General features: G+C 52.0%; 12 protein-coding genes. 8 read left to right on the top strand and 4 right to left on the bottom strand.

Features of this window, described 5'->3' with window-relative positions; genetic code table 11:
• The first annotated feature begins 10 nt into the window (after window positions 1-10).
• The 7 genes from GBK04_RS18190 to GBK04_RS18220 all read left to right on the top strand — a co-directional run bounded on the left by GBK04_RS18190 (window position 11) and on the right by GBK04_RS18220 (window position 6,654).
• A complete protein-coding gene (locus GBK04_RS18190; RefSeq protein ID WP_152762088.1) occupies window positions 11-1,294 on the top strand; it encodes a sugar isomerase in 1,284 nt (427 codons plus the stop codon).
• Between the two features lie 48 nt (window positions 1,295-1,342).
• Window positions 1,343-2,083, top strand: a complete 741-nt coding sequence (locus GBK04_RS18195) for a (Fe-S)-binding protein (protein WP_152762090.1) — start codon at window positions 1,343-1,345, stop codon at window positions 2,081-2,083.
• A gap of 33 nt (window positions 2,084-2,116) precedes the next feature.
• A complete protein-coding gene (locus GBK04_RS18200; protein ID WP_373331092.1) occupies window positions 2,117-2,947 on the top strand; it encodes a maleylpyruvate isomerase N-terminal domain-containing protein in 831 nt (276 codons plus the stop codon).
• A 16-nt stretch (window positions 2,948-2,963) separates the two neighbouring features.
• Complete coding sequence (locus GBK04_RS18205; protein WP_152762094.1) at window positions 2,964-4,346, top strand: lactate utilization protein B; 1,383 nt, start codon at window positions 2,964-2,966, stop codon at window positions 4,344-4,346.
• On the top strand, window positions 4,330-4,914 hold the full coding sequence (locus GBK04_RS18210; protein ID WP_152762096.1) for a LutC/YkgG family protein: 585 nt from the start codon (window positions 4,330-4,332) through the stop codon (window positions 4,912-4,914). Before GBK04_RS18205 ends, GBK04_RS18210 begins: the two co-directional genes overlap by 17 nt.
• A 130-nt stretch (window positions 4,915-5,044) precedes the next feature.
• Window positions 5,045-6,451: a purine-cytosine permease family protein gene (locus GBK04_RS18215; RefSeq protein ID WP_152762098.1), complete on the top strand. Its 1,407-nt coding sequence runs from the start codon at window positions 5,045-5,047 to the stop codon at window positions 6,449-6,451.
• Complete coding sequence (locus GBK04_RS18220; protein ID WP_152762100.1) at window positions 6,448-6,654, top strand: hypothetical protein; 207 nt, start codon at window positions 6,448-6,450, stop codon at window positions 6,652-6,654. Before GBK04_RS18215 ends, GBK04_RS18220 begins: the two co-directional genes overlap by 4 nt.
• 88 nt (window positions 6,655-6,742) lie before the next feature.
• On the opposite strand, the gene lpxA is transcribed toward GBK04_RS18220, so the two are convergent.
• From lpxA to GBK04_RS18240, 4 genes are all read right to left on the bottom strand, one after another.
• Window positions 6,743-7,546, bottom strand: a complete 804-nt coding sequence (lpxA, locus tag GBK04_RS18225) for an acyl-ACP--UDP-N-acetylglucosamine O-acyltransferase (protein WP_152762102.1) — start codon at window positions 7,544-7,546, stop codon at window positions 6,743-6,745.
• A complete protein-coding gene (locus GBK04_RS18230) occupies window positions 7,543-8,934 on the bottom strand; it encodes a bifunctional UDP-3-O-[3-hydroxymyristoyl] N-acetylglucosamine deacetylase/3-hydroxyacyl-ACP dehydratase (RefSeq protein ID WP_152762104.1) in 1,392 nt (463 codons plus the stop codon). The genes lpxA and GBK04_RS18230 overlap by 4 nt, the downstream gene beginning before the upstream one ends.
• A gap of 53 nt (window positions 8,935-8,987) precedes the next feature.
• Window positions 8,988-10,037 (bottom strand): UDP-3-O-(3-hydroxymyristoyl)glucosamine N-acyltransferase, encoded by a 1,050-nt coding sequence (lpxD, locus tag GBK04_RS18235; protein ID WP_152762106.1) that lies wholly within the window; start codon window positions 10,035-10,037, stop codon window positions 8,988-8,990.
• 100 nt (window positions 10,038-10,137) lie between these two features.
• Window positions 10,138-11,370, bottom strand: coding sequence for an HD domain-containing protein (locus tag GBK04_RS18240; RefSeq protein WP_373331093.1), 1,233 nt, complete (start codon window positions 11,368-11,370; stop codon window positions 10,138-10,140).
• A gap of 397 nt (window positions 11,371-11,767) precedes the next feature.
• Between GBK04_RS18240 and GBK04_RS18245 the strand changes: the two genes are divergently transcribed.
• The gene (locus GBK04_RS18245) at window positions 11,768-12,061 is read left to right on the top strand and encodes a hypothetical protein (RefSeq protein ID WP_152762110.1); all 294 of its coding nucleotides are present in this window, start codon (window positions 11,768-11,770) and stop codon (window positions 12,059-12,061) included.
• Window positions 12,062-12,199 lie beyond the last annotated feature (138 nt).

Below are 12,199 nucleotides of genomic sequence, written 5' to 3' on the forward strand. Positions count from 1 at the left end.
TTTTTGACGAATGAAATTAGAATTAAATCAAATTCAGGATTTAAACAAACAAAAGGCCGCTGAACAGGCCGAGCATTTCGGCTTCCTGAAACTGGCGCTGGACAAAAAAGGCATCGATGCGGAGGCCATTGTTCAGAAACTGGCTGACTTTCAGGTAGCCATACCGAGCTGGGCGCTGGGATCGGGAGGTACCCGCTTCGGGCGGTTTTCGACCGGGGGGCAACCCGTCAACCTGGAACAGAAAATAGAGGATATCGGTCTGCTCCACGCCCTGACGCAGACCGCCGGCGCGGTGTCGCTGCACATCCCGTGGGATATTCCTACCGACCCGGCAGCCACCAAACAATTGGCCGACAGCCACGGTATTGTGTTCGACGCGGTGAACTCCAATACCTTTCAGGACCAGGAGGGGCAAGTCGAAACCTATAAGTATGGTTCATTGGCCGACCGCCAGACCGCCGTGCGCGAACAGGCCGTGGCGCACAACACGGAGGTAATCCGGTACGGCAAGCTGCTGGGTTCGAAATCGCTGACGGTTTGGCTGGCCGACGGGGCGAGCTTTCCGGGGCAGAATAATTTCCGGAAATCGTTACAGAATACGCAACGTTCGCTGCAGGAAATTTACGCCGAATTGCCCGCTGACTGGCGGATGTTCATCGAGTACAAACCCTACGAGCCGAGTTTCTATTCTACGGTGATTCAGGACTGGGGTACCTCCCTGATGCTGGCCGAAGGTTGTGGCGAAAAAGCGTTTTGTCTGGTCGATTTAGGACACCATTTGCCAAACACCAACATTGAACAGATTGTAGCTACCCTGATGATGAAAGGAAAACTCGGTGGCTTCCACTTCAACGACAGCAAGTACGGCGACGACGACCTGACCGTAGGTAGTATTAAGCCCTACCAATTGTTTTTGATCTTCAATGAGTTGGTCTACGGTATGAACCATAACGAAGCCAATAACCCGCCGCTTGCCTGGATGATCGACGCCAGCCACAACATCAAAGATCCGCTGGAAGATTTGATCCAGTCGCTGGAAGCCATTCAACTGGCGTACGCGCAGGCTTTGCTGGTCGATACGCCCGCGCTGGAAGCCGCGCAGGCTGACAATGATGTAGTACTGGGGCAGGAATTGTTGCAGGATGCCTATCGTACCGATGTCCGTCCGCTGATCCGCGAAGCACGGCTGCGCCGCAACGGTGCTCTGAATCCGATCACGACCTACCGTAGTTTGCAGGTACGGGATCATTTAATCAAAGAACGCGGTTTGAAAACGGTGGCCACTGGCCTATAAATCAACGCTGACAGCGTTACAAACGCTGTCAGCGTTTAACGACTGACAATGAAAGTAGGTCTGTTTATTCCCTGTTACGTCGATCAGTTTTATCCACAGGTAGCCATCGCTACGCTGGAACTGCTGGAAAAGCACGGTTGCGAAGTGCATTTTCCCAAAAATCAAACCTGCTGCGGCCAGCCCATGGCCAACTCGGGCTTTGAGCATCTGACGCACGGATGCAACGATTTGTTTGTAAAAAACTTCACCGGCTACGACTACATCGTCTGTCCGTCGGGTAGCTGCACGATGCACATCAAAGAGCACCTGGGGGTACCTCAGTTAGCCGCGCAGTGCTACGAGTTGACGGAATTCATGACGGATGTGCTGCATGTGAACGACTTGAAGGTACGTTTCCCGTATCGGGTAGGTCTGCACCAAAGTTGTCACGGACAGCGCGGTCTTAAAATAGCGCAGATGAGCGAATTGAACGCGCCCCCTTTTTCCAAAGTCGAGCAGCTTTTAAGTCAGGTCGAAGGCCTGGAATTGGTCACGCTGGACCGGAAGGACGAATGCTGTGGCTTTGGGGGTACCTTCTGCGTGTCCGAAGAAGCCTTGTCGGTGCGCATGGGTCAGGATCGCGTCTATGATCATGTTAGGAACGGTACGCAGGTACTGACGGCCGGTGATATGTCGTGCCTGATGCACATGGAAGGGATCATTCGCCGCGAGAAGTTGCCGATTAAGGTGATGCACCTGGCCGAAATATTGAACGGAGCGAAGGTAGGAGTGACCGAACCCGTTGCATAGGCGAGTCAGTCTGAAAGCAAGGCCATGAGTACAATGGACATTATTCCAACGGTCGATCTTTTTCCGCGTCTTGATGCAAAACTGATTGAGGTACTTCGCACGTTGACGCCGGAGGACTGGCAGAAACCTACCCTGGCTTCCGCCTGGTGTGTCAAAGATGTGGCGGTTCATTTGTTGGACGGAAATCTGCGCACGCTGTCTATGTTACGGGATGGCTATTTTGGTAGCGCGGCCCCGGAAATCAATTCTTACCGGGACTTGGTCGAGTACCTTAATCGATTGAATGCTGAATGGGTTCTGGCCATGAAGCGCCTCAGTCCGGCGATTATTATTGAATTACTGGAGCAGACCGGGAATCAGTACAGTACGTTTCTGAAAACGCTGGATCCCACGGACAAAGCGGCTTTTGCCGTGGCCTGGGCGGGCGAAGAAGAATCCCAAAACTGGTTTCATATCGCCCGGGACTATACCGAAAAGTGGCACCACCAGCAGCAGATCCGCGCGGCGGTGGGGCAGGAGCAGGAGCTGTATGTGGGGGAGCTGTTTTATCCCTATTTGGAAACCTCGATGCGTGCGCTCCCCTATCACTACCGGAACGTCAAAGCGCCCGCGGGAACGGTCATTAAATTCGTAGTTAGAGCAGCAACGGACTATATATGGTTTCTGCATTCGGATGGAGGTACCTGGGAGTTACGGAAGGAAACAAATCTAGCGCCGGCGGGTGAAATCATCCTGAGTCAGGAAATAAGTTGGCGGATTTTTTCAAAAGCAGTAACCCCCGAAGAAGCAAGAAAGCAGATTACGAGTAGTGGAAATACGCAACTAGCCGAAAAAATAGTCGATATGGTCGCTGTCATGGCCTGATAAAAATATTCTTGAATTGAAAGAGCAACAGAACCACGCAGAATTAGCGGAGAATTTCATAAAAGACGCCGAACGTACCACCTGGCACGACGAAACGCTGTGGTGGGTACGGCAAAAGCGCGACAAGGCGGCTTTTCAGTTGCCCGAATGGGAAAATCTACGCGAAGCTGCCTCCCAAATCAAGCATAACGTGCTATCCCATATGCACGATTACCTGATGGCTTTCGAAGAAAAAGCAAAAGAGAATGGCATCAGGGTACATTGGGCGATGGACGCCCTGGAACACAACCAGATCGTGCTCGGAATTCTGAAAGATAACGGTGTGGAGGCCATAATAAAAAGTAAATCCATGCTCACCGAGGAATGCCACCTGAATGAATACCTGATTGAAAATGGGGTAGAGGTGGTAGATACCGACCTGGGTGAGCGCATCGTACAACTACGCGAGGAGAAACCGAGCCATATCGTATTGCCCGCGATTCACCTCAAAAAAGAGGATGTTGGCGAAACTTTCCACCAACACCTGGGTACCGAGAAAGGCAATAAAGATCCCCAGTACCTGACCGAAGCCGCCCGGCAGCATTTGCGCGAAAAATTTGTATCGCGCCGGGCGGCGCTTACCGGCGTCAACTTTGCCATTGCCGAAACCGGCGAATTTGTGGTGTGTACCAACGAGGGTAACGCCGACATGGGCGCCCACCTGGCCGACGTACACATTGCCTGCATGGGGTTCGAGAAAATCATCCCGCAGCGTAAGCACCTGGGGGTTTTTCTGCGCCTACTGGCGCGTTCGGCCACGGGCCAACCGATCACGACCTATTCGAGCCATTTCAAGAAACCGCGCGCGGGTCAGCAGATGCACATCGTGATTGTGGATAATGGTCGTTCGCAGCAGCTGGGCCGCGAGGATTTCCGTAATTCGTTGAAGTGCATCCGGTGCGGGGCCTGCATGAACACCTGTCCGGTATACCGGCGCAGCGGGGGCCACAGCTATCACTCGGCCGTAGCCGGGCCCATCGGTTCCATTCTTGCCCCGAACCTGGACATGCGCAAAAATGCCGACCTACCCTTTGCCTCCACGCTATGCGGTTCGTGCAGCAATGTGTGTCCGGTCAAAATTGATATTCATGATCAGCTGTACAAATGGCGGCAGGTACTGGTAAAAGAAGGATACGTGCCCTTCGGCAAGAAAGTCGCCATGCAGGCCATGACCTTCACGTTATCGCATCCGGGTGTGTTTGGCCTGGCCGGCAAGGTAGGTCGTAAGGTGATGGGGGTAGCTCCTTTTGTGGTCAGCAATGGCCTCAATCCATGGTACAAACAGCGCGAGATGCCCGAACCGCCCAAGGAAAGTTTTCGGGAATGGTATTCAAAAAATAGAAATGGACAGTCGAGCTAATATTCTGCAGGCCATCGCCCGAAATCAGCCCGTGGCTACGCCGCTACCGGATATTTCCACCCTAGCCGTAGTGGATTACGATTCCGTGGAAAAGTTCACGACTACGCTGGAAGGGATTGGCGGTCAGGTCATCGAGATTGAGACAATACAGGAAATTACTTCCTATGTAAATAAATATTTTACAGAAAATCAGCGTATTATATCCACTTTGTCTGAACTTTCATCGGTTGCTGAAACCGACTGGCAGCAGGACGACCCCCACTCGCTGGAAAATGTGGAGCTGTGCATTCTGGAAGCGCAGTTCGGCGTGGCAGAGAACGGAGCATTGTGGCTCACCGAAGCGCAGATGGGGCAGCGTGTGGCGCCGTTCATTACCCAAAATTTGGCGGTGGTCGTGAAGAAAACCGATTTGCTACCTACCATGCACCACGCCTACGACCGCATCGCGCAGGCCGAATATCCGTTCGGGCTGTTTTTGGCTGGACCTTCCAAAACCGCCGACATTGAACAGTCGCTGGTACTGGGTGCCCACGGTTCGCGCAGTATGACGGTTTTTCTTATGAGCTAATTTCAGGATAAAAAGGTTAATGGTCAACGGGTAAAGAGGTTTTGACTTTAAACAATAGCCTATTGACGATTAATCATTCACCTTTTGACCATTCACCTTTTTCTTTCTCCTCCCTTTATCCTTAAAAAAAATGACCCCCGACACTACCCTTGCACCTACCCCGCCCGTAGTACAGGAATACGAGCGTGAACCCGTTCCAGCCAGCCAGCTGAAAGGCTGGAAAAGCTTTCTGGGCATGTATGCCGGCGAGCACGCCGCCGGTACCGAATTTGTCATCGGGCCGCTATTCCTGACGGCGGGTGTCAGTGCGTTCGATTTGCTGGTGGGGTTATTTTTAGGTAATCTGTTGGCCGTACTATGCTGGAGGTACCTTACAGCCGCTATCGCTACCGACGTCCGGCTGACACTCTATTACCAGCTGGAAAAAATCTGCGGACGCCGCCTGGTCACGGTTTACAATCTGGCCAATGGGGTACTTTTCTGCTTTCTGGCGGGGGCCATGATTACCGTTTCGGCCACGGCGGTGGGGATTCCTTTCGATATGGAGATGCCCAAACTGACTGATACTACGCCCAATGGTATTACTTGGATCGTGGTGGTAGTAGCCATCGGTGCGGTGATTTCGATCATCGCGGCACGAGGCTACGATATGGTCTCAAAATTTGCCAACATCGCTTCACCGTGGATGGTACTGGTTTTTCTGGCTTGTGGAGTAGTGGCACTGAAGGGGCTGGGGGTAGCTTCCTTTGGTGATTTCTGGGATATTTTCGGTGAAGGTCGGGAACCCTTTCCCGGGCAAATCAAATACACCTTCTGGCACGTCGTGTTGTGGTCATGGTTTTGCAATGCGGCCATGCACATTGGTATGTCCGATTTGTCCGTTTTCCGTTATGCCCGGCATCCACGTTCCGGCTGGACTACTGCGGCGGGCATGTACGTAGGCCACTACCTGGCCTGGATTTGCGCTTGTCTGATGTATGCGCTCTACATTCGTTCGGCCGAAGCGCAAGCTATGTTGGCGGCGGGACAGGCACCTACCGTCGCGCCCGGCCCCCTGGCTAATAATGCGGTGGGCATTGCCGGACTCATCTGCGTACTGGTAGCGGGCTGGACCACTGCCAATCCGACCATCTATCGGGCCGGGCTGGCCTTTCAGGCCATTGCGCCGCGCTTTTCAACGGTAAAAGTGACGTTGATTGCCGGGACCGTAGCTACCATCGCCGGACTTTTCCCAGCTTTCGCCATGCAATTATTGGACTTCGTGGCGGTGTATGGCTTTATTCTGGCTCCCATCGGTGCCATCATTGTATTCGATCATTATTTTGCCGGGAAAGCGGGAATCATTCAAAATTACGCAGAGAAAGCAGGAATTAATTTCAATAGCTCCGTGCTGCTGGCCTGGCTTATCAGCATGGCCGTATTTTACTCGATCTCTGCGTTTGGTGGTGTTTTTCTCTCCTTCCTGACCCTACCTGCCTGGCTTAGCTGCGGGGCATTATACCTGATATTCAGCAAATATTCCCAGAAGAAACTATGACGGTCGTAAAAATTCTCTCCTACCTCTGCCTGCTGGCTGTGGTACTGGCTCCCATTCTTTTCTATGCCGACACTCTGACCGAAAGCCAAATGAAAACAACGCTATTGGTAGCCACGGTCGTTTGGTTTGCCACGGCGGCTACCTGGATCAACAAGGAAGAACCGGAAACAGAACCCGAATTGGAAGCCAAGTCGCCGATTTGATTTCTAGCTAAAAACCAAAAAGGGCGAACACGTAAGTTCGCCCTAATAAGTCCATTATTCAATCCTGCCCCGTTATCGGTTCCCCGTCTCATTCATGGTCGTGATGCTCACCGAATTGCAGCGGGCTTTTCATGATACCTCGCTCGGAGGTACGTATGAAATTCACAATCTCGTCGCGCTCGTCGGAAGGAGGTAGCTCCAGTTCGATCTGGTTGAGGGCGTCGGAATTATTTAGGCCTTTCATGTAGATGTAGCGATACACGGTCTGAATCTCGGCAATTTGCTGGTTGGTGTAGCCACGCCGCCGCAAGCCTACCGAATTGATCCCCGCATAGGAAATCGGTTCGCGGGCTGCCTTGGTAAAGGGTGGTACGTCCTTGCGTACCAGCGATCCGCCCGACACGAAGGCATGAGCACCGATCTTGACAAATTGATGCACCGCACTGATGGCGCTCACAATGGCCCAGTTATCCACGTGGACATGTCCTGCCATCTGCACATTATTGCCAATAATGCAGTGATCGCCAATGACGCAGTCGTGGGCGATGTGGGCGTAGGCCATCAGTAGGCAGTCGCTGCCGACTTCAGTTTTCCAGTGTTCCTCGGTACCCCGGCTAATGGTAGCATACTCGCGGATTGTGGTATTGTCCCCTACAAAAGTGAGCGTGTACTCGTTGTTGTATTTGAGATCCTGGGGGATGGCCGAAATGACCGCACCCGGATAGATCCGGCAGTTCTTGCCAATGCGCGCCCCTTCGTTAATTACAGCGTGAGAGGCCACCCAGGTACCCTCGCCAATTTCCACGTCCTTGTGAATCATGGCAAACGGTTCGACGACAACATTACGAGCAATTTTTGCTTCGGGATGAATATAAGCTAGGGGTTGTATCATTTTTTCTTGACCAGGCTGGCGATCATGTCGGCTTCGCACACGAGTTGTCCGCTCACGTAGCCACGTCCGCTCATTTTTACAATGCCCCGTTTCATGGGCGATGTGAACACACATTTGAATATGACGGTATCGCCCGGCACAACATTGCGCCGGAAGCGACAATTATCGATTCCGATTAGGTAGGGCCAGTAGTTTTCGGGATCGGGTACCGTACTAAGCACCAGAATACCGCCGGTCTGGGCCATGGCCTCCAGTTGCATCACACCGGGCATAACCGGGTTGCCAGGAAAGTGACCGAGGAAAAACTGCTCGTTCATAGTCACATTCTTGGTGCCTACCACGCTCATTTCGTCCAGAGCGATGATTTTATCGATCATCTGGAACGGGTAGCGGTGTGGCAGCAGGTTGGCGATCTGATTGATATCCAGAATGGGTGCCTTGTTGGGATTATACTGTGGTACCCCGTCCTTGGCGGCTTTCATCAGCTTTTTGATTTTCTTGGCCAAAGCCACGTTGGCCGCGTGACCGGGACGAGCCGCCAGAATCTGCGCTTTGAGCGGACGACCCACGAGCGCCAGGTCACCTACCAGGTCCAGCAGCTTGTGCCGGGCCATTTCGTTGGGAAAGTGCAGATCTACATTGTTCAAGATTCCTTTCGACTCGTCTACACTTACCTTGGGCTTATCGAGCAGTTTGGCCAGATGATCTAGTTCGCCTTCCTGTACCTGGCGATCCACGATCACGATGGCGTTGGTGAGGTCACCGCCCTTGATCAGATTCTGCTTATACAAGGCTTCTAATTCATGAAGAAAGCAGAAGGTACGGCAGGAGGCAATTTCTTCTTTGAAAAGAGTTATGTCGTTCAGCGAGGCGTGCTGGCTATTGATAACCTTGGAGTTGTAGTCCACCATCACCGTCAGGCGGTAGTCAGACAAGGGTAGGGCAGCCATTTCGATGTCCTTGTCGGCATTGACATAGTGGACATACTCGGGTACTTCAAAGTAGTTACGGTAGGCGTTTTGTTCTTCAATGCCTGCATCTTCCAGCGCCTCGATGAACTTCATCGAGCTTCCGTCCAGGATTGGGGGTTCAGGACCATTGAGCTGAATCAGGACATTGTCAATTTGCAGGCCCACCAGGGCGGCCAGGGTATGCTCTACAGTATTGATACGGGCACCATTCTGTTCAATGGTTGTGCCCCGCGAAAGGTCAACTACATTATCCACATCCGCATCCACGATGGGCTGGTCGGGCAGGTCTACTCTCTGAAACTTATAGCCGTGGTTAGCGGGAGCAGGCAGAAAAGTCATCGTGGCCGACACACCCGTGTGTAGTCCTACGCCCGACACCGACGCCGCTTTCTTTATGGTCTGTTGTTTTTCGTTCATTGCTTACTGGTAATACTGCTATGACAGGAGAGATTTCGAGGGAATAGAAAGAGTCAGGAAGGGGCGTTGTTGGCGGTGTCAATGCGCTCGTTTTCCACTGCCTGGAGGCGTTTTTCCAGTTCGGGTAGATTCCGCAGCACGGCCAGGGCACGCAGGTGGGCGGTCAGGTCGTAGGCGGGTGAGCCGCTCAGCGAGAGTCCTTCTTTCCGGATAGTCTTACCTACCCCCGACTGTGCCCCTACTTTGGTTCGGTTGGCCAGGGAAAGGTGTCCGGCAATACCCACCTGTCCGGCTATCACGCATTGCTCTCCGAGCTTGCTGGAACCCGAAATGCCGGTTTGGGCGGCGATAACGGTGTTTTTCCCAATTTCAACGTTATGGGCGATCTGGACCAGGTTGTCGATTTTGACCCCGGCGCGGATGATCGTCGAACCAATGGTAGCGCAGTCGATGGTGGTGTTTGACCCGATACTGACGTGGTCCTCGATTACGACATTGCCGAGTTGGGGGATGGTCTTGTAGCTGCCATCGGGCTGGGGGGCGAAGCCAAACCCGTCGCTACCGATGACACTGTTGGCAAAAATGATGCAGTGGGCTCCAATGATGGTGTTGTCATAAATCCGGACACCCGGATGAATGACCGTATCGTGGCCAATCTGCACGTTGTCGCCAATGTAGGCATGTGGGTAAATCCTGACCCGCTCGCCGATCTGACACTGACGGCCGATGTAAGAAAAAGCACCCCGGTAGCCATCCTGACCTACCTGCGTGTTTTCACCCAGAAAACTAGGCTGCTCAACGCCCCGTCGTGCGCTTTTGGTTACTTTCTGATATTCCTCCAGCAGTTGCGTAAAGGCCAGATAAGCGTTTTCTACATAAATGAGCGTGGTCGAAGGCGCCTTGCGGGGTTTAAAATCGTGATCCACCAATACCGCCGTAGATTGCGTCGTGTAGAGATAGTTCTCGTATTTAAGATTGGAAAGGAACGAAATACATCCGGGTTTTCCCTCTTCAATCTTGGCGGCGGAATGGATGATACCGGCGGTGTCGCCTACCACCGTACCCTTTAATAACTGAGCGATCTGCCCGATAGTAAATTCCATAGTTAGATCAAAACGACTTGGACAAATACCGCTTTACGAGGGTGTGGTTCAGTTTTTATGTTCACTAAGCTTCATTGTCCCATAAATCTTTGCGGCACGACTACGCCGGCAAAGATACGGTTTTAGCCCAACATACGTAATACTTACGGACAATCTTGCTAAGCGCTTGAATGGTGGGTAGCTCAGAGGCCTCCACGATGTCCACTATGGTATTATTCTTCATTTTTACCTTGATCTGGTCCTCACCGGTCACATAAGCCGAATTGGTGGTTTGTCCTTCTACCAGAAAATAAGAGATCAGGTCTTGAGGTACCCCCTGTGCTGCAAGTTGACGGTGCAGGACTTCCAGCAGCTCGGAGCTGGGGGGAGAATCCAGGAATTGGATTTTGAAGAGATGGCGGTTGAGTAGGCCCTGACAGAGCGTCGATAGCACCGGATCGGGGTATCGGGCCCAGGCTTTCAGCGCACTCCATATATCGTAGTCGTCCAGCCGGGCAAACGTCTGCAGCAGGTCGGCATCTTTCTTAAAGTCATCGAGGGCCGATCGGTTTCTCAGAAAAAAGCCCAAATCTGAAGAAGCGTACAGGTCGGCTCCGGCTTCGCTCAGGTCGCGTGCGCGGCGAATGATCTGCGTCAGCATGGCTTCGGCGCAGAGCGAAGTCTTATGCAGGTACACCTGCCAGTACATCAGGCGGCGGGCATTCAGGAAGTTCTCGATGCTAAGTAGCCCTTTCTCCTCTACGACCAGCTCATCCTTATGTATATCCAGCATTTTAATGATACGGTTGGCCCCAATGGTACCCTCGGCCACCCCTGTATAAAAGCAGTCGCGATTAAGATAATCCATGCGATCCATATCCAGCTGGCTGGAAACCAGCTGATGGAAAAAATGGCGGGGGTAGGTACCCTGAAACATCTGAATGGCCATGTCCAGTCGCCCATTCATTGCCCGATTCATATCTTTCATGAAAAGAAGCGACAATTGCTCGTGGGGTACCCCCGAAAGTAGAGTGTTTTCGAGTACGTGCGAAAACGGTCCGTGTCCAATGTCGTGCAGCAGAATGGCGATCTGTGCGGCCTCACATTCGGGCTCCCAAATCAGATGCCCCTTTTCCTGCAGCGACTTTAAGGCCTGTCCCATCAAATGCATGGCTCCCAGCGCGTGATGAAAGCGCGTGTGTAACGCTCCGGGATATACCAGATCGGCCATTCCCAACTGCCGGATACGCCGTAGCCGCTGAAAGTACGGGTGTTCCACCAGATCGAACAGCAGTTCCGACGGGATGGTGATGAACCCGTAGACCGGATCATTGAGGATTTTTCGTTTGTTCAAAGGGGTATCGATTGGTTGAATCGTATAATTGTCAGACTGTTGCAAGAGTAGGCTATTGGGTTCACTTACAAATGATCCACCGTGCATGTGTCTCCGTCAAAGATACAATTACACGATTACACAGTTAAACATTTACACAACATACTTGGTGATAAGAATTGGAACGCCTATTTTTGCAATCCAAACTCGTCAAGAGTGGGGCCTATAGCTCAGTCGGTTAGAGCACCTGACTCATCGGGCCAAGTTCTTTGAACAAATGGAAAGAAAGTGCATCGTTTGCCAAACTGCGATTAGTGGACAGAAAGTAAAGTATTGTTCCAATGCTTGTAAACAGAGAGGCCACTATTACAGAATAAAAGAGCAAGCCAACACCTATTTTTCTCAGACGCTAAGGTCTTTGAAAAGAAAGACGGAGTTGATTGCTTTAATGGGCGGAGGATGTGCCAATTGCGGATACGATCGCAATCTGTCGGCTTTGCACTTTCATCATGTAGATGCTGATTTGAAGCAATTCAAGTTGGATATGAGAGTCCTTTCTAACAAGAGATGGAACCTGATACTGGAGGAAGCCAAAAAATGCATTTTGCTTTGTTCTAACTGCCACGCAGAAGAACATAACCCCGAACTTTTCATTCCAAGTGTTCAACGAATTTTGCGCGGTGCCTCCGCTGAGGAATCAGCGGATGTGTAGGGGTTAATTCAGGGAAACCTTCCGGGTAGTGCCGATGGCAATCCTGAGCCAAGCCAGATAAAGGTCGATTTTGTAATCTGGAAGGTGCAGAGACTAAGGGGTGAGGAGACCACCAATACGCCCCTAACAACGCCCCCC

The sequence above is a fragment of the Salmonirosea aquatica genome, assembly GCF_009296315.1.
Taxonomy (GTDB): domain Bacteria; phylum Bacteroidota; class Bacteroidia; order Cytophagales; family Spirosomataceae; genus Salmonirosea; species Salmonirosea aquatica.